General features: G+C 66.6%; 17 protein-coding genes. 6 read left to right on the top strand and 11 right to left on the bottom strand.

The window, feature by feature from the left end:
• Nucleotides 1–97: 97 nt before the first annotated feature.
• The 10 genes from BJP62_RS17375 to BJP62_RS17330 all read right to left on the bottom strand — a co-directional run bounded on the left by BJP62_RS17375 (nt 98) and on the right by BJP62_RS17330 (nt 9,377).
• The gene (locus BJP62_RS17375; RefSeq protein WP_145927244.1) at nt 98–1,174 is read right to left on the bottom strand and encodes a 2Fe-2S iron-sulfur cluster-binding protein; all 1,077 of its coding nucleotides are present in this window, start codon (nt 1,172–1,174) and stop codon (nt 98–100) included.
• Nucleotides 1,171–1,890 carry a PepSY domain-containing protein gene (locus BJP62_RS17370; protein ID WP_070531882.1) on the bottom strand — a complete coding sequence of 240 codons (720 nt, stop codon included), beginning with the start codon at nt 1,888–1,890 and terminating at the stop codon, nt 1,171–1,173. Before BJP62_RS17370 ends, BJP62_RS17375 begins: the two co-directional genes overlap by 4 nt.
• Before the next feature lie 168 nt (nt 1,891–2,058).
• The gene (gene pgk, locus BJP62_RS17365) at nt 2,059–3,291 is read right to left on the bottom strand and encodes a phosphoglycerate kinase (protein ID WP_070531879.1); all 1,233 of its coding nucleotides are present in this window, start codon (nt 3,289–3,291) and stop codon (nt 2,059–2,061) included.
• A gap of 101 nt (nt 3,292–3,392) precedes the next feature.
• Nucleotides 3,393–3,848 (bottom strand): spore coat U domain-containing protein, encoded by a 456-nt coding sequence (locus BJP62_RS17360; protein WP_070531876.1) that lies wholly within the window; start codon nt 3,846–3,848, stop codon nt 3,393–3,395.
• Nucleotides 3,849–3,850: 2 nt separating this feature from the next.
• Entirely contained in the window at nt 3,851–6,103 is a 2,253-nt protein-coding gene (locus BJP62_RS17355; RefSeq protein ID WP_168163853.1) for a fimbria/pilus outer membrane usher protein, read from the bottom strand.
• 23 nt (nt 6,104–6,126) lie between these two features.
• Nucleotides 6,127–6,849: a molecular chaperone gene (locus BJP62_RS17350; RefSeq protein ID WP_070531871.1), complete on the bottom strand. Its 723-nt coding sequence runs from the start codon at nt 6,847–6,849 to the stop codon at nt 6,127–6,129.
• Nucleotides 6,846–7,322, bottom strand: a complete 477-nt coding sequence (locus BJP62_RS17345) for a spore coat protein U domain-containing protein (RefSeq protein WP_070531868.1) — start codon at nt 7,320–7,322, stop codon at nt 6,846–6,848. Before BJP62_RS17345 ends, BJP62_RS17350 begins: the two co-directional genes overlap by 4 nt.
• A gap of 128 nt (nt 7,323–7,450) precedes the next feature.
• On the bottom strand, nt 7,451–7,891 hold the full coding sequence (locus BJP62_RS17340) for a spore coat protein U domain-containing protein (protein ID WP_070531866.1): 441 nt from the start codon (nt 7,889–7,891) through the stop codon (nt 7,451–7,453).
• Complete coding sequence (locus tag BJP62_RS17335) at nt 7,891–8,106, bottom strand: hypothetical protein (protein WP_070531863.1); 216 nt, start codon at nt 8,104–8,106, stop codon at nt 7,891–7,893. Before BJP62_RS17335 ends, BJP62_RS17340 begins: the two co-directional genes overlap by 1 nt.
• An 11-nt stretch (nt 8,107–8,117) precedes the next feature.
• Nucleotides 8,118–9,377: a D-amino acid dehydrogenase gene (locus tag BJP62_RS17330; RefSeq protein WP_070531861.1), complete on the bottom strand. Its 1,260-nt coding sequence runs from the start codon at nt 9,375–9,377 to the stop codon at nt 8,118–8,120.
• A gap of 216 nt (nt 9,378–9,593) precedes the next feature.
• Here BJP62_RS17330 and recA point away from each other — a divergent pair, with 216 nt between their 5' ends.
• Both recA and recX read left to right on the top strand, forming a co-directional pair.
• The gene (gene recA / locus BJP62_RS17325; protein ID WP_070531858.1) at nt 9,594–10,646 is read left to right on the top strand and encodes a recombinase RecA; all 1,053 of its coding nucleotides are present in this window, start codon (nt 9,594–9,596) and stop codon (nt 10,644–10,646) included.
• 56 nt (nt 10,647–10,702) lie between these two features.
• Nucleotides 10,703–11,161: a recombination regulator RecX gene (recX, locus tag BJP62_RS17320; RefSeq protein WP_070531856.1), complete on the top strand. Its 459-nt coding sequence runs from the start codon at nt 10,703–10,705 to the stop codon at nt 11,159–11,161.
• On the opposite strand, the gene BJP62_RS17315 is transcribed toward recX, so the two are convergent.
• Nucleotides 11,158–12,054: a LysR family transcriptional regulator gene (locus tag BJP62_RS17315; RefSeq protein WP_236943628.1), complete on the bottom strand. Its 897-nt coding sequence runs from the start codon at nt 12,052–12,054 to the stop codon at nt 11,158–11,160. The genes recX and BJP62_RS17315 overlap by 4 nt on opposite strands.
• Before the next feature lie 101 nt (nt 12,055–12,155).
• Between BJP62_RS17315 and BJP62_RS17310 the strand changes: the two genes are divergently transcribed.
• From BJP62_RS17310 to alaS, 4 genes are all read left to right on the top strand, one after another.
• Nucleotides 12,156–12,671: a hypothetical protein gene (locus tag BJP62_RS17310; RefSeq protein WP_070531850.1), complete on the top strand. Its 516-nt coding sequence runs from the start codon at nt 12,156–12,158 to the stop codon at nt 12,669–12,671.
• Nucleotides 12,672–12,687: 16 nt separating this feature from the next.
• Entirely contained in the window at nt 12,688–13,326 is a 639-nt protein-coding gene (locus tag BJP62_RS17305) for an NAD(P)-dependent oxidoreductase (protein ID WP_070531847.1), read from the top strand.
• A gap of 116 nt (nt 13,327–13,442) precedes the next feature.
• Nucleotides 13,443–14,633, top strand: coding sequence for a multidrug effflux MFS transporter (locus BJP62_RS17300; protein ID WP_236943627.1), 1,191 nt, complete (start codon nt 13,443–13,445; stop codon nt 14,631–14,633).
• 114 nt (nt 14,634–14,747) lie between these two features.
• The gene (gene alaS, locus BJP62_RS17295) at nt 14,748–17,381 is read left to right on the top strand and encodes an alanine--tRNA ligase (RefSeq protein ID WP_070531842.1); all 2,634 of its coding nucleotides are present in this window, start codon (nt 14,748–14,750) and stop codon (nt 17,379–17,381) included.
• Nucleotides 17,382–17,427: the final 46 nt, after the last annotated feature.

Below are 17,427 nucleotides of genomic sequence, written 5' to 3'. Positions count from 1 at the left end.
TCCGTATGGTCGTCATCGACCTTATTGATAATGAGAATTGATTATTATTTAATCAGCCATGCCGCAGACATCGGGTAAATCCCGACCCGGCCGCGCGTCAGCGCGGGAAATGCGGCTGCAGCACCACGTCGGTCATCGCCGCACAACAGCAGGCCAGTACCTCGCCGTCGGCAACCGCGCAATCGGGCCGCATCAGCCAGCGCACCTCGCCGGACTGCAGCGTGCTGCGGCAGCCGCCGCACTGGCCGGCGCGGCACTGCGCTGCCGCATAGGGCTGCAGCGGATCGAGCGCCGCCAGCAGCGTCGCCGCTTCACCGCCGCGGACGCTGCGGCCGTCGGCGAGCGCGATGCGCACGTCACCCTGCGCCGCACCGGCGGCAGGGCCGAACGATTCGCGGTGGATGCGCCCGGCGGCGACACCGGCCAGCGCCAGGCCGACCTGCGCGGTGCCGCTCATGCCATCGCCGGCGCAGAGCCACGCGGCACAGCGGGCCGGGTCGGCGACCAGCGCCTGCACGTCGCGCGGGCTCAGCCGGCCCTGCTCGCCCTGCCAGCCGGCATCCGGCGCGGAGAGTCGCGGCCGGTAGTCGAACCAGCCGGCCGAACCGGCCAGTGCCGCCAGCTCGTCGTGCCACAGCAGCGCGTCGCGCGTCCGGGCTGCATGCACCAGCGTCACCCGCCGCGGCGGCGCCGCACGCAGGCGGTCGAGCATCGCCATCAGCGGCGTAATGCCGATGCCGCCGGCGATCAGCAGCACCTCTTCATCGCGACTTGGCCGGCAGTGGAACGCCCCGCGCGGCAGCGATGCCGAGATCCGCGCGCCGACCGGCATGGCGGCAATCGACGACGATGCGCGTCCTTCGGGCTTGATCGCGATCCAGTATTGCGCCGGCCATCGCTGCCAGCGCGCCAGCGAGTAGCAGCGCGCGCCGTCGTCGCCGTGTACCAGCAGGTGCTGGCCGGCGCTGAACCGCGGCAGGCGGCCGCGTACCGCGCCGAGCCGCAGGCGCACGCAGCCGCCGACGGTTTCACGTTCGAGCACGCGCAAGCTCAGCGAGCGGCCGGCACGCTGGCGGCGCCAGTCCTGCCATGTCGCGATCCAGCCCTGCGCCTGCCACCACAGCAGGGTTGCAAACAGTACGGCCACGGCGGTGCCGATCAGGACGAGCGTCACGCCGCGGCCTGCGCCAGCCGCACGCGCCGGCGGCGGCCGCGCATCCACAGCCAGCTGCCCGACAAGGTCAGCACCAGCATCACCAGCGCGCAGGCGTCGATCCACAGCCACTTGGCGTCGTTGCCGAGCAGGGCCTTGCCGGTATGGATGTCGAACAGCAGCCGGGCAAGGCTGATCGGCGGGTCGACCTTGGGCAATGCGGCCAGCCTTGCCGCGATCGCGTCGTCCGGCACCCAGCGGATGCCGTCGTCGCTGGCCTGCGGCTTGCCGGCCTCGCCGGCGAGCAGCCGGCCGTCGGCAAGCCGGCTCAGCTGGGTGACGTTGCCGGCCAGCACCACCGCCCAGCCGTTGCGGTCTTGCCGGTACAGCCCGGCGCTGGTTGCGGCAAACACGCCTTGCGGTGCGGCCAGCAGCTGGAAGACCTCGATCCGGTTTGCGGTCAGCACCGGCTCGGCACGGCTGCCGCGGATCAGCCACAGGCCGTGCTTGCCGCCGACCAGCAGGCCGCCGTCGGCAAGTTCGAGCACGCTTCTGGCCTCGGGCCGCTCGATCGCGTAGCCGGGAAACCACGCGGTCGGCGCTGCAAGTTTCTTCAGCCCCAGCGTCTTGCTGTGCGACAGCAGCAGCGCGGTGACGCAGATCGCCAGAAACGGCAAGGCCAGCACCACGCCGGCCCACATGTGCCAGCGACGCCAGCGCGACGGCATGTCAGCCATTTCGCCCAACCCGGATTCGGAAAAGCGGCGATTCTAAATGAATTCGATTCTCAGTTAATCAATACCTTACAGACGGTTACCAAGTGCCCGGCCCGCGGATGACCACCGTACCGCAGGCGCAAAAAAACCGCAGCCGAAGCTGCGGTTTTCCGGCGAAGCGGGGAACGCTTACTTGTCGCTCAGCGCCACGACGCCCGGCAGTGCCTTGCCTTCGAGGAACTCGAGCGAAGCGCCGCCACCGGTCGACACGTGCGACACCTTGTCTTCCAGCCCGGCCTTCTCGACCGCGGCGACCGAATCGCCACCGCCGACGACGGTGATCGCGCCGGCAGCGGTCGCTTCGGCCAGCGCGTGCGCCACGGCGAAGGTGCCCTTGGCGCTGGCGTCGATTTCGAACACACCCATCGGGCCGTTCCACAGCACGGTCTTGGCCGACTTGATGATCTCGGCAAAACGCTTGCACGACGCTTCACCCACGTCGACGCCTTCCTGATCGGCCGGAATCGCGGTCGAATCGACTTGGACCAAGCCGTCAAGCGTGCGGGCGTCGAAGTCCAGATGCTTGGTGACCATGGTGTCCGAAGGCAGTTCGAGCTTGTCGCCGGCTTGCGCCATCAGCTCGCGCGCCAGTTCGACGCGGTCGTTCTCGCACAGCGAGTTGCCGATCTCGAGACCCTTGGCCTTGAGGAAGGTAAACGCCATGCCGCCGCCGATGATCAGCTTGTCGACCTTGGGCAGCAGCGCCTGGATCACGTCGATCTTGCCCGAGATCTTCGAGCCGCCGATGATCGCCACGAACGGACGCACCGGACGGTCGACCGCATCGCCGAGGAACTCGAGTTCCTTCTTCAAGAGGTAGCCCGAAGCGCGCGGCAGGTTGACGCCGACCACCGACGAATGCGCGCGGTGCGCGGTGCCGAAGGCATCGTTGACGAACACATCGCCGAGCTTCGAGAGCGAAGCGCGGAACGCTTCGACCTTGGCCGGATCGGCCTTGACGCTGTTGCCGTCGGCGTCCTTGGCCTTGCCTTCTTCCTCGATGTGGAAGCGCACGTTTTCCAGCAGCGCGACCTGACCGGCCTGCAGCTTGGCAACAGAAGCCTCGACTTCCGGACCGACGCAATCATTGAGGAAAGCGACCGGCTTGCCCAGCAGTTCGGCCAGACGGGTCGCCACCGGCGCCAGCGTGTACTTCTCGACGCGCGCACCGTTCGGGCGGCCGAGGTGGCTCATCAGCACGACCGACGCGCCCTGCTCGAGCGCGTAGCGGATCGTCGGCAGCGCGGCGCGGATGCGCTTGTCGCTCTCGACCACGCCGTTTTTGACCGGCACGTTGAAGTCGACGCGAATCAGGACGCGCTTGCCGGCAAGCGCCAGGTCTTCGATGAACAGCTTGGTCATGCTTTGCTCCATTGAGTGAATAGGAAATCGACTGCGATTCTACCGGTTCCGACAGCGGTAGTTTCGGAACCGGACGACTACATTGCGGCTGCGCAATGCCTTCAGGGTAGCAAGGTCACCGGCACGATATCGGCATAATCCCCTACCGGCACCTGCTGGCTGCCGTAGAGCAGCGCCGTCGCGTTGGCCAGACTGACCGCGCCACCGCCGGGTGCGTTGCCGGTGATCGGCTGGCCGGTGGTGCCGTCGCCGAAAATCGTCGAGCAGCTCACGTTGTTGATGCCGGTGCACAACTGGTAGTCGAGCTGCTCGGTACCGCCGACCCGAACCATGTAGCGGGACGAAATGCTCTGGCTGTTCGTGCCCGGCCCGGCCTGCAGCGTGTACGACGTTGCGGTGTCGCAGGTGATCGTGACGTAGAAGTTGATCACGCTGGTGCTCGACAACTCGGGGTTGTACTGGCCGAACGACGGGTCCTGCCCCGAGCCGATCGAGCAGCCGGCGCTGGCCAGGCGGGCGATCATCACGAGGAACAGGGCGAACAACAATCGGTACATCGCTACTCTCCTGCGCAGCGCACCGGCGCCAGTTGCTGGACGACATCGTTGCCGGCCGGCAGCACCAGCGCGCCCCGGCAACGCAGCGCCTCTGCGTCGGTCACGACAAAACGGTACTCGCCGGCGGCGAGGTCGTCGACGTAGAAACTGCCGTCGAGCGCGGTCTCGAGCTTGCGCGTGCCTTCGGGCAAGGCCAGCCGGATCACGGCGTTGGCCATCGGCGCCCCTTGGGTGTCGAGCAGTTGCCCCGCCCAGGCGCGGATCGGCTTCGCGGCAAAACGGGTGAGATGGCCGGCGTTGTACGCGGGCTGGACGTCGCGCCGCAGTTGCGGCACGTCGTAATCGAGCGGGATGTCGTTCTGCACCAGCGCGATCTGCTGGCTGTTGTAGCTCGACAGGTCCGGCAGCACGACGCGGCCGTCGGTGCCGGTCCGGCCAACGAGCTGGCCGTTCTGGGTGACGCCGACGCCGGCCAGCGGCAGCTCGGCGATCGCGAAGCTCTGGTTCACCTGTCGCGCCAGTGCGGCGGCGCCGTCGGCGTAGACCAGCGCGCCGGCCCAGCTCGCCCGCCACGCGGTCTCCATGCCTTCGCTGCGCGACGCGCTCAGCGACAGCTGCCCCGGCGCGAAGCGGCCATCGACCGAGCCGTCGACCTCGTCGCCGGCATCGCCGTGCTGGGCGTTGATCCGGTAGCCCCAGCCCTCGCCGAACGGCGTCGAGCGCGCCAGCGCCAGCGTGCTCTGCCAGTTGCCGTCATTGCTGCGCTGGCTGCTGGCCGAGGCGGTGGTCCGGCTGTCGAAGAACCACGACAGGTTCACATAGCCGCCGACCGACGTGTTGTCGCCGGTATCGGCCAGCGTCAGATTCATCGACAGCGAGACCGAGCGCAGCGGCGCCACCGAATAGCCGAGGCGCCACTGGTTCTGCGTCGGCAGCATGCCTCCGACCTGGCGCGACCAGTCGAGGCTCCAGTTGCCCCACGCCGGCGCACCCCAGCTGCCGCCGGCGCCACCGCTCCAGCGCGGCGGCGCAAAGCTGGTATCGGCGGCCACATAGCCTGGGTCGATGTGCTGGGCAAAACCGCGCAGGCTCCAGCTGCGCTCGTCGAAGCGGTAGGCCAGATACTGTGCATCGCCCTCGTTGCCGTCGTCGTGCCGCGCCCACGAGAATGCCCCCGAGAGCACGCCGGCACGGCCAAGCCGCATCGTCAGCAGCCCGCCGGCCGAGTCGTAGTCGGGATTGCCTTCGGCGCGCGCACCGACGGTCAGGCCGTCGCTCACGCCGTAGCGGTGGTACAGCGAGTAGGCAAAGCCGCCGTAGTCGTCGAAGCCTGCGGGCCGGCGCCAGACGCCGGCGTTGTAGTTGAAATCGTTGAGGCCTGCCTTGAGCAGGCTGTCGTCGAAGTAGTACGGCACGTTGATCGTCTGGCGGTTGCCGTATTCGTCGCGAACCACGATCTGCACGTTCTGCAGCCCGGCGAAATAGCGCAGGTCCTGGAACTGGTACAGGCCGGGGCTCAGGCTATCGGTACGGATGCGCTCGCCGTTGAGGTAGACCTCGGCCGTCGACGGCGTCGTCACCGGAACGGTGGCCGACATCGACGGCGAACTGCCGAAATCCTGCTGCATCGAGAACACGCGCGCGTAGCCGATCCCGGCCAGTTGCGGCGCGCTGCCGAGCGTGCCGGTCACCGGCGACAGATCGCCGAGCGTCAGCCGCGCCATGCTGTCCGGCCAGTCGTAGCTCGCCGCAGTGGTGACGCGCTGCCAGCGCTCGTCGCGGCCGGACGACTGGTAGTTCTGGTCGCTGCGCAGGTTCCAGCCGCCGGCAGACAGGTTGAGCAGCGGCGCAAAGCCGTAGCCGTCGCTGCCGTCCGGATTGCGGAAAGTCGATACGCTGTAGTTGAGGTAGCCGGAAACGCCGCCGCGCCAGACCTCGGCCGGGCGCGACGTGCCGTAGAGCGAGATCGTCTGCTCGCCGATCCGTTCGGGCGCGACGGTCAGCGACACGGCAAGCTGGTCCGGGTCGTAGCGACTCTGGACGTCCTTGAGCGAGTCGATCTGCAGGTAGCGGACACCGTCGAACTCGGCCGACTGGCCGTCGAGCTTCAGCCCGAGCTGGCGCACGTCGTCGCTGGCGAGCCAGAGCCGGCCGGCCTCGAGCCAGCCGCGCTGCGCACCGCGGTCGACGTCGTTGACGCGCACAGCCACCAGAATGGCCTCGGCACTGGCCGTGCCGGCCAGCAGCGCGAACATCAGTCCCCGGCAGAAACGCAACATCAGCTTTTGCAGTCGGCCGGTTTCAAGGTCAGCGGCACGGCCAGCGTCTTGTGGTCGAACGCCAGCGTCAACACCGGTTTCTCCTGTGTGCACAGCGCTTCGGGCAGCTTGAGACCGTAGCTGCGCGCAATGCCCGGCAGCAGGTACCAGGCGTCGAAGCGATCAACCGAGCTGCCGTCGGAGAACGTCGCCTGCTTGATCTTGAGCGTCGTGTTGCCGTCGTTCTCGACCCTGACGTCGAGCCGGCCCCTGGCTGCGTTTGCCACCGCCTTGACCGACGGCGCCGGTTTCAGCGGCTGGACGAACACCGGCACGCCAAAGCTGACCAGCATCGCCACCTGCCCCTGCCTGGGCGCGCCGGCGCCGGTCTGCTCGCTCACGTAGAGCCGGAACGCCTGCTCCTGCTCGCCGCGTGCGCCCTTCGGCCCGAGCCGGATCACCTTGCTGGCCTTGGGCGGAAGTTCAAGCTGGCGCGGGAAGTACACCAGCGCATCGGACGGCGTGTACTGGTCTTTGCCGGCCGCGTCCTGCTGCCAGGCCTTCAGCGACACCGCCACCCTGAGCGGTGCATCGCTGTTGTTGGTCACCGTGATCGCATTGGCACGATCCTGCGGCGTGAAATCGATGCGGACCGGCGAGATGCCGAATCCGGTTGCCCGGGCGGCTGTTGCGGCAAACAGCAAGCCGGCCAGGCCGGCCTTAAACACGGTATTGAGGGTCACGGAGCCAGATCGAGGGTCATGATTACCGTGTCATTGTAATCACCAACCTTGGCGTTCTGATAGTCGGCGCCCTTCACGCCCGCGGTCAGCAACACCGGTATCGGCGTGCTCGAACCGGTACCCGCGCCGGTTGTCTTGTCCGCGGCCAGGGTATAGCCGATCACGTCGGTCGCCGTGCCGCCGGACAGGAGCATCTGGCGGTTGTTGCTGCCGTCCGGATTCAGGCCGTTATCGAGCGACACCGTGTAGTTCACGCCATTGGTGCACCAGAAGCTGGTCCCGGCGGATTTGGTCTGGTCGCCGCCGCCCGGGGTCAGCGTACCGAAGTCGATCACGACGTCGTTGGCATCCTCAAACTGGCAGGTCCCCTCGACGTGTGCCTTGATCTGCACGTTCTTGTCGACCGCATAAGCGCTGCCAGCAGCCATCACCAGCATGGTGGAGCCGATGGCCCAGCAGATCCCCTTTTTCATGATGTTCTCCCGCTGTTTCCGAGCTGGAAACAAGTGATTCAACTTGATCTTTGTGTAAGTTTAATCAGTCGGGATATTCAACTTATGTATCAAACTACCGGCGCAATACGGTAAAACCCACATGCAAATCAGGGAGAAACGGTCAGCACCACGTTGTCGCTGTAATTGCCGACCGGGCTGTCGACATAGGCCGCCGCATCGACACTCGCGGTCAGGGTCAGCGTGATCGGCGTCAGCTCGCCCTGGCCGGTGCCCCCCATCGGATCCGCACTCAGCGCATAGGGAATGAAAGCACCGCTATCGCCGCGCATCCGCCGCTGCGCCCCGTCCGGAGAGCGGCCCAGGTCCATCGTCACGGTGTAGTGCGTTCCGGTGCTGCACGTGAACGCCACCGGCTGCGACACCTGCCGCTGCCCCTGGCCGGGTACCAGCGCGCCGAAATCGAGCACCACGTCATCGGCATTGCTGAACTTGCAGCTTCCGGGCACCGACGCCGTCACCGGCATGCCGCGGGTATCGGCATGGGCGGCGCCGCCGAGCAGCAGGAGAATGAAAACGCAGTGTCGCATCAGTACTCCACCAGCACGCGGTTCGACTGCAAACCGGTCAGGGCATCGACTTCGAGCTGTGTCCTGACCACCGCCGGGCAATCCCGCGATACGGACCCGGCATCCCCCACTTGGCAGCCGGGGGCCTGCACCTGTGCACGAAGCCTGACCGGCTTCGCCGCCAGGGCCTGCGCCGCCACCATCAATCCGACCGCGATGCCAAGACAGCCGCGCATCAGGAATATCCTTACAAAAACGGGAAATCGACTTCGGGACGACGCCCCGAGATCAGTTCGGCGATTGCATGGCCGGAACCGCACGATTCGGTCCACCCCAGCGTACCGTGGCCGGTGTTCAGGTACAGGTTGCCGATCCGGCTGCGGCCGATATAGGGCAGGTTGCCCGGCGTCGCCGGCCGCAGCCCGCACCAGAACTCGGCGTCGCCATAACCGGCGATCTGCGGGAAGATCTCGCTGGTCCGCGTAATCAGCGCCTTGCAGCGCACCTCGTTCAGTTCGAGATTGTAGCCGTTGAATTCGGCCGTGCCGGCCACCCGCAGCCGGTCGCCCAGACGCGAGAACACCAGCTTGTAGCCATCGTCGGTCAGGCTCACCGTCGGCGCCAGATCGGTATCGACGATCGGGATCGTCGCCGAGTAGCCCTTGGCCGGATAGATGTCGAGCGTGATGCCGACCTGCTTCAGCAAGAGCGGGCTGTAGCTGCCCAGGCAGACCAGATAGGCGTCGGCGTGCAGCGTTTCGCTCACAGTGTCGCCATCGTCGTCGTATTCGACATCGACACCGGCGATCTGCCCGCCCGCCTGATGCAGCCGAACGATGCGGGTCTGGTAGCGGAAGCGCACGCCTTGGCCGGCCGCGAGCTCGGCCAGTTCCTGCGTGAAGATGCAGGCGTCGCCCGACTCGTCCGTCGACGTGTACGTGCCGCCGACGATGGGCAGGTGGCTCTTCGCCAGCGCCGGCTCGATCGCGATGCATTCGGCCGCATTCTTCACCTCGCGGTCGAGCCCGATCTCGCGCATCGCCGCCGCGGCCGGGATCGCCGCCTCGAAATCGGCCAGATCGGTGTAGTAGTGCAGGATGCCCTTCGAGAGCTCGTCGTAGTGCAGCCCGGTATCGGCGCGCAGCTGCTGCAGCTGCGCACGGCTGTAGAGCCCGAGCCGCACCAGGTTCTGCAGGTTGCTGCGTGCGCGCGCCGGCGTGCACTCCTGCAGGAAGCGCAGGCCCCAGCGCCACTGCGCCGGGTCCATCTTCAGACGGAACAGCAGCGGCGCGTCTTCCTCGCCCAGCCATTGCAGCGTCTTCCACGGCGCCTTCGGGTTGGCCCAGGGTTCGGCATGGCAGACCGAGATCTGCCCGCCATTGGCGTAGCTCGTTTCCAGCCCGGCCGCCGGCTCGCGGTCGATCACCGTCACCTCGTGCCCGGCCTGCGCCAAAAACCACGCCGACGTGACGCCGACCACCCCAGCCCCCAGCACGATCACCCGCATCCGAATCCCTCCCCGCAAGAGACGGCATTATGCCGCGTGCAATTTGCCGCCGCCCAAGGAGTTGGACACGCTTTGATCCATGTAAATCTGTCTCCCCGCAAACGGCCTCGGCCTTGCCCATCGTTGATGTACGACAATCCGGACCGATGCGCTTTTATTCGTAGAACAATTGTTCTACAATCGGCACCAAGACAAACGACCCCCGGATCGACGGACATGGACGACAACAAGAGCAAGGCGCTTGCCGCGGCACTGGCGCAGATCGAACGGCAGTTCGGCAAGGGCTCCATCATGAAGATGGGCGAAAACCAGATCGAGAACGACCTGCAGGTCGTGTCGACCGGCTCGCTGGGCCTTGACCTCGCGCTGGGCGTCGGCGGGCTGCCGCGCGGCCGCATCGTCGAGATCTTCGGGCCGGAATCGTCGGGCAAGACGACGCTGTGCCTGCACGTGGTTGCCGAAATCCAGAAGCTCGGCGGCACCGCCGCCTACATCGACGCCGAAAACGCGCTCGACCCGATCTACGCCGCCCGCCTTGGCGTCAACGTGCCGGAAATGCTCATCTCGCAGCCGGACACCGGTGAACAGGCGCTGGAAATCGCCGACATGCTGGTCCGCTCGGGCGGTGTCGACATCATCGTCGTCGACTCGGTCGCCGCGCTGGTGCCGAAGGCCGAAATCGAAGGCGAAATGGGCGACGTTCACGTCGGCCTGCAGGCGCGGCTGATGAGCCAGGCGCTGCGCAAGCTGACCGGCAACATCAAGCGCACCAACACGCTGGTGATCTTCATCAACCAGCTCCGGATGAAAATTGGCGTGATGATGCCCGGCCAGAGCCCGGAAACCACCACCGGCGGCAACGCGCTCAAGTTCTACGCATCGGTGCGCCTCGACATCCGCCGGATCGGCGCGGTGAAAAAGGGCGACGAGATCATCGGCAACCAGACCAAGGTCAAGATCGCCAAGAACAAGGTCGCCCCGCCGTTCCGCATCGTCACCTTCGACATCCTCTACGGCGAAGGCATTTCGCGCGAAGGCGAAATCATCGAACAGGGCGTCGCGCAGAAAATCGTCGAGAAATCGGGCGCCTGGTACAGCTACAACGGCAACAAGATCGGCCAGGGCATGGAGAATTCGCGCCAGTACCTGAAGGACAATCCGGAAGTGGCCGCCGAGATCGTCGCCAAGGTGCGCGAAAAGATCGGCCCGGTGCTGCCGCTCGATACCGGTGCGGCGATCGATGACGACGCCGAGGCACTGGCCGAATAAGCCACCCTCCCCGAAAAAGACGGCCGGTTTACCGGCCGTTTTGCATTGGAGCCTGCATGCCCCCGACGACCCCGACCCTGCGCAACCGCGCCCTCGGCCATCTGGCACGGCGTGAGTACGCGCGCCTCGAACTGCGCCAGAAGCTGCTGCCGCACGCCGACGGCGACGAAGCCGCGCTCGACGCGATCCTCGACGACCTCGTCGCACGTGGCTGGCTGTCGGACGAACGCTTTGCCGAGCAATGGGCGCACTTCCGCTCGCAACGCTACGGCCCGCAACGGCTGCGCGCCGAGCTGCGGCAGAAAGGCGTAGCCGACGAACTGATCGACGCGGCACTGGCCGATGTCGCCGACGACGAATTCGCCCAGGCCCGGTCACAATGGCAGAAGAAGTTCGGCGCACCGCCGCAGGACGCCAAAGAACGCGCCAGACAGGCACGCTTCCTCGCCGGCCGCGGCTTCTCGCTCGACGTCGTCTACAAGGTCATCGGCGGCGAAGACGACGACAGCCATTAGGGCGCTGCGACCAGCGCATCGCGCACGTGGTCGATGAAAGCCCTGACCTTGGCCGGCACGTGCCGGCCATCGGGGTAGACCGCGTAGATGCCGGCTCGCGGCAGCGCGTAGCCGCTCAATACCCGCGTCAGTTGGCCGATCCGGACCTGTTCGGCCACCATGAAATCCGGCAGCGTCGACAGCCCTGCCCCGGCGCTCACCAGCCCCTGCAGCCCGGCGGTCGAGTTGACCTTCAGCGCCGCCTTCACCCTGACCGCTTCGTCGCCGCCGGCCGGTGCCGCAAACGTCCATTGCAGCGGTGAACGCAGCAAGGTCAGCGCCACCCAGCGGTGCGCGGCCAGATCGGCCGGCGTCTGCGGCGTGCCGTGCCGTCTCAGGTAATCCGGTGCGGCGACGACCCACTGGCCGAAATCACCGAGCGGCACAGCCCGCAGGCTCGAGTCCTTGAGCCAGCCCATGCGGATCGCCAGATCCAGCCGCGCGTCGACCAGATCGACCTGCTCGCTGGCAGTGACGATGTCGATCTCCATCTTCGGATAGCGTTCGAGAAAGCCGACGATCAGCGGCGCCAGCACCGTCGCCGCATACTCGGCCGACACCGTCAGCCGCAGCAGCCCGCTCGGTTCCCGCCGGTCGGCGTCGAGCCGTTCGAGCGCCGCCTGCATCTCGCGCAGCAGCGGTGCACAGTCGTCGAACAGGGCACTGCCGGCCTCGGTCAGGCTGACCTTGCGCGTCGTCCGCGTGAACAGCCGCACGCCCAGTTCGGCCTCGAGCCGGCTGACCTGCAGGCTCAGTTGCGACTTCGGCCTGCCGATGCGCTCGGCCGCGGCGGTGAAGCTGCCGGTTTCGGCGACGGCGGCAAACGCCGCCAGCAGGTTCAGGTCGTGGGCCATTGCCATTGTTTCCATATAAACAACAGTCAATTATCAACTGTGCGGTTTATCCGTTCAATCGCAAAGCGCATCATCGCCACATCGATTGAACGGATGCCACCATGTCCACCGAACTGATCCTGCTGTTCGACCCCAGCTGCGGCTGGTGCTACGGCGCCCACCCCGCGCTGGCCGCGCTGCGCGACGCCAGCCCGCTGCCGTGGCGGCTGCTGCCGACCGGCCTGTTCGCCGGTGCGGCCGACGTACCCGCTGCCGACGCCGACTTCTGGCGCAGCGACATGCGGATCCGCGAGCGCACCGGACAGGCGCTCGACGTTCTACAACGGGTGCAGGCGCTGCGCTACGTCGACGGCGTGCTGGTCGATGCGCCGCAGCTCGCCGCGCTCGCCGGCGACTTCGGCCTTGATGCCACCGCGCTGCAGGCCGGTTTTGCCGCCCGCTGGCCCGAAGCGCTGCACCACGACGTTGCCCAAGCCCGGATGCTGATGCGCCAGCTCAACCTGCGCGGCGTCCCGGTGCTGCTGCTGCGGCGTGGCGACGACGTCGTCATCGTCCCCAATGCCCTGCTTTTCCAGAACCCGGTCGCACTGATCGAGTTCGTCGCTACCCACGCCTGACCCCAAGGAGCTTTTCATGAATATCGCCCTCATCGGTGCGACCGGCTACGTCGGTTCCAAACTGCTCGCCGAAGCCCTCGCCCGCGGCCATCGCGTCACCGCACTGGTCCAGCACCCGGAAAAACTGCAGCCACATGCCAGCCTGACCGGCGTCGCCGTCAAGGTTCAGGACACCGCAGCGCTGGCAGCACAACTCAAGGGCCACGACGCGGTGATCAGCGCCTTCAGCGGCCACGCCCAGAGCGATGTGCTCGGCTACTTCGTCGACGGTTTCAAGTCCATCGTCGCCGCAAGCAAGGCCGCCGGCGTTCCCCGCCTGCTGGTCGTCGGCGGTGCCGGCAGCCTCGAGGTCGCACCGGGTGTGCAGCTCGTCGACACGCCCGAGTTTCCCGAGCAGTGGAAAGCGTCGGCGCTCGGCGCCCGCGAAGCGCTGAACCTGCTGCGCGCCGAAACCGCCCTCGACTGGACGCTGCTGAGCCCGTCGGCGATGCTGCAACCGGGCGAGCGGACCGGCGCTTTCCGCCTCGGCGGTGACCAGTTGCTCGTCGACGCCGACGGCAACAGCATGATCTCGGTCGAGGACTACGCGGTCGCGATGATCGACGAGCTCGAAACACCGAAGCACAGCCGCAGCCGTTTCACCGTCGGCTACTGATCCGGTCGCGGCGCGATCGAGGGCCCGCTTCTGCCGCCCTTGATCGCCATGGCGACTTGGTTTCCTTCGGGATTATTTTCGATGTAACAATTCCCGATTGCTGGCAGCATATGGCCATGTCCTCATCCCAACGTTTTCACATCCCCGGCTGGATGCTGCTGCTCGGCATCCTCACCGCGATCGGCTCGGTGTCGATCGACATGTACCTGCCGGCGTTTCCGGCCATCCAGCAAAGCCTGAACGCCAGCAGCGGCGCGGTACAGCTGACGCTGACGACCTTCTTCGTCGGCATGCTGTCCGGCCAGCTGATCTACGGCCCGGCCAGCGACCGTTTCGGCCGCAGACGGCCGCTGGTCGCCGGGCTGGTGCTGTATTCTCTCGCCTCGGTCGGCTGCATGCTGGCGCAGAGCATCGAGGCACTGATGTTCTGGCGCTTCGTCCAGGCCATCGGTGCGTGTTCGGGCATCGTGCTGGCGCGCGCGATCGTGCGCGACCGTTGCGATCCGCGCGAAGCCGCGCGCTCGTTCTCGATGCTGATGCTGATCATGGGCGTCTCGCCGATCCTCGCCCCGCTGCTCGGCAGCTACGTGCTGCAGGTATCGAACTGGCGGGTGATCTTCGGCATCAACGTCGCCTTCGGGCTCGCTTGCCTGATCGCCGTCGTCGCCACGCTCAAGGAAAGCCGCCAGCCCGATCCGGCGACCTCGCTGAATCCGTTCAGGGTGTTCCGCAGCTATGTCGAGATCCTTCGCGACCGCGACTTCAGCGTTCACGCGGTGTCCGGCGGTTTTGCCCAGGCCGGGCTGTACGCCTACCTCGCCGGCTCGCCCTTCGTGCTGATCGAGCTGTTCCACCTCAGCCCCAACGCTTACAGCTGGGTCTTCTGCGCCAATGCGGTCGGGCTGATCGGCGCATCGCAGATCAACGCCGCGCTACTCAAGAGCAACGGCATCTACACCTTGCTGCGCCACGGGCTGACGGCGACACTGGCCGCCGCCGTCCTGCTCGCCATCGCCGGTGCCGTCACCGGCAGCATCACCATGGTGCTGTTGCTGGCCGGCATTTTCGCGTTCATGACCAGCCTCGGCTTCGTCAACCCGAACGCCGCCGCCGCCTCGCTCGCCAACCATCCCGAGCGCGCCGGCAGCGCGTCCTCCTTGCTCGGTACGCTGCAGTACGGCCTCGCCACGATCGCGACCTTCGCGATGGGCATGATCCACGACGGCACGGCCCGGCCGCTGGCATTCGCCATGGCGCTGTGCGGGCTGATCGGCTGGGGCATCAACCGCCGCTTCGCCCGTCGCTGAACGCCGGCAACCGCAACAGCCCGCCCCGCAGCAAGCCCGCCGCTACCCGCCCCGGCGGGCTTTCCTTTAGAATCCAAGGTTTGCCATTTGCACGCCTTTTCGAGCCCAGCGCCCATGAAAACCGCCGAGATTCGCCAGAAGTTCCTCGACTTCTTCGCCAGCAAGCACCACCAGGTCGTCGCCTCCAGCCCGCTGGTACCGAACAACGACCCGACCATCATGTTCACCGTGGCCGGCATGGTGCAGTTCAAGGACTGTTTCCTCGGTTTCGACAAGCGCAGCTATACCCGCGCCACGACCAGCCAGAAATGCCTGCGCGCCGGGGGAAAGCACAACGACCTCGAGAACGTCGGCTACACCGCGCGCCACCATACCTTCTTCGAGATGCTGGGCAATTTCAGCTTCGGCGACTACTTCAAGCGCGACGCGATCACCTTCGCCTGGGAATTCCTGACCAGCGACCAGTGGCTGAACCTGCCCAAGGACAAGCTGATGGTCACCGTCTATGCATCGGACGACGAGGCGTACGACATTTGGCACAAGGAAGTGGGCCTGGCTGCCGAGAAGATCGTCCGCATCGGCGACAACAAGGGCGCAGCGTATGCGTCGGACAACTTCTGGACGATGGGCGACACCGGCCCCTGCGGCCCGTGTACCGAAATCTTCTACGACCATGGCCCGTCGGTTGCCGGCGGCCCGCCGGGGTCGCCCGACGAGGACGGCGACCGCTACATGGAGATCTGGAACAACGTCTTCATGCAGTTCAACCGTGACGAAACCGGCACGCTGCATCCGCTGCCCAAGCCGTCGGTCGACACCGGCATGGGCCTCGAACGGCTCTCGACCGTGCTGCAGGGCGTGCACTCCAACTACGAGACCGATCTTCTCGCCGAGCTGGTCAAGGCCGCCGCACGCGAGACCGGCGTGCCGTACAGCCAGGACGTGCCGTCGCTGAAGGTCATCGCCGACCACATCCGTGCCTGCGCCTTCCTCGTCGCCGACGGCGTGCTGCCGTCCAACGAAGGCCGCGGCTACGTGCTGCGCCGGATCATCCGCCGCGCGGTGCGCCACGGCTACAAGCTCGGCCAGAAGAACACCTTCTTCCACAAGCTCGTCGACGACCTCGCCCGCGTGATGGGCGACGCCTACCCGCAGCTGCGCGAAGGCCAGGCCAGGATCGAGGACGCGCTGCGCGCCGAGGAAGAACAGTTCGCGCGCACGCTCGACATCGGCATGGCCCTGCTGGAAAAGTCGATCGAAGGCGGCAAGACCGTGCTCGACGGCAAGACCGCGTTCACGCTGCACAGCACCTACGGCTTCCCGATCGACCTGACCGCCGACATCTGCCGCGAGCGCAATCTCGAACTCGACATGGCCGGCTACGAGCGCGAACTGAAGGAAGAGCAGGAGCGCGGCCGCGCCGCCGGCAGCTTCAAGATGACCGCCGGCCTCGCCTATGACGGCAGCGCATCGACCTTCCACGGCTACACCGAAGTCAGCACCGAAGCCACGGTGATCGCACTCTACAAGGGCAGCGAACAGGTCCAGCAGCTCGCCGCCGGTGACGAAGGCGTCGTCGTGCTCGACAACACGCCGTTCTACGCCGAATCCGGCGGCCAGGCCGGCGACGTCGGCGAGATCTCGGTGGCCGGCGGCCTGAATGCGCTGTTCGACGTGACCGACACCCAGAAGGTCAAGGCCGACGTCTTCGGCCACCAGGGCAAACTGGCGCGCGGCAGCCTCAAGGTCGGCGACAGCGTCACCGCAACGATCGACCTGCACAAGCGCCACGCAACCCAGCGCAACCACAGTGCCACCCACCTGCTGCATGCCGCACTGCGCGACGTGCTCGGCACCCACGTCGAGCAGAAGGGCTCGCTGATCACGTTCGAGCGCACCCGTTTCGACTTCAGCCACCCGAAGGCGCTGACGGCCGAAGAAGTCGCCAGGATCGAGGCGCTGGTCAACCACGTCGTGATGGCCAACCACGCCGTCGACGTCGGCCTGATGAGCTACGACGACGCGATCAAGGCCGGCGCGATGGCGCTGTTCGGCGAGAAGTACGGCGACGAAGTACGCGTGCTGAAAATGGGCGAGTTCTCGACCGAACTGTGCGGCGGCACCCACGTCCACCGCACCGGCGACATCGGCTTCTTCAAGATCGTCGCCGAAGGTGGCGTCGCCGCCGGCGTGCGCCGCGTCGAAGCCGTCACCGGCGAAGGTGCACTGGCCACGGTGCAGGCGCTCGAAGGCGAACTCAAGGCCGCGACCGGCATCGCCGGCGCCCAGCCGGGCGAACTCGTCGGCAAGCTCGAGAAGCTGCAGGCCGAGCTCAAGGCCGCACAGAAGGAAGCACAGCTGCTCAAGAGCCAGATGGCCTTCGGTCAGCTCGACCAGCTGGTCGGTCTGGGCATGCTGACGATCAAGGACGTCAAGGTCGTGGTGTCCAACGTCGAAGGCGTCGACGGCGGCACGCTGCGCGAGATGAGCGACAAGCTGATGGACCGCATCGGCTCGGGCATTGCGGTACTGGCAAGCGCACAGGACGACAAGGTCAGCATCATCGCCCGCGTCTCCAAGGATCTGACCGGCCGGATCAAGGCCGGCGAGATCGCCAACCATGTCGCGGCACAGGTCGGCGGCAAGGGCGGCGGCCGTCCGGACATGGCGCAGGCTGGCGGTACGCAGCCGGAGAACCTGAAAGAAGCGCTCAAGAGCGTCGCGACCTGGGTCGAAGCCAAGCTCTGATCGTCAAGCCACGCAGCACCAACGGCTGGTCACCCTGCGTGCCAGC

This window comes from Jeongeupia sp. USM3 (genome assembly GCF_001808185.1).
In the GTDB taxonomy this organism is placed as follows: Bacteria; Pseudomonadota; Gammaproteobacteria; order Burkholderiales; family Chitinibacteraceae; genus Jeongeupia.
This window is presented reverse-complemented; position numbering and strand designations above follow the sequence as displayed.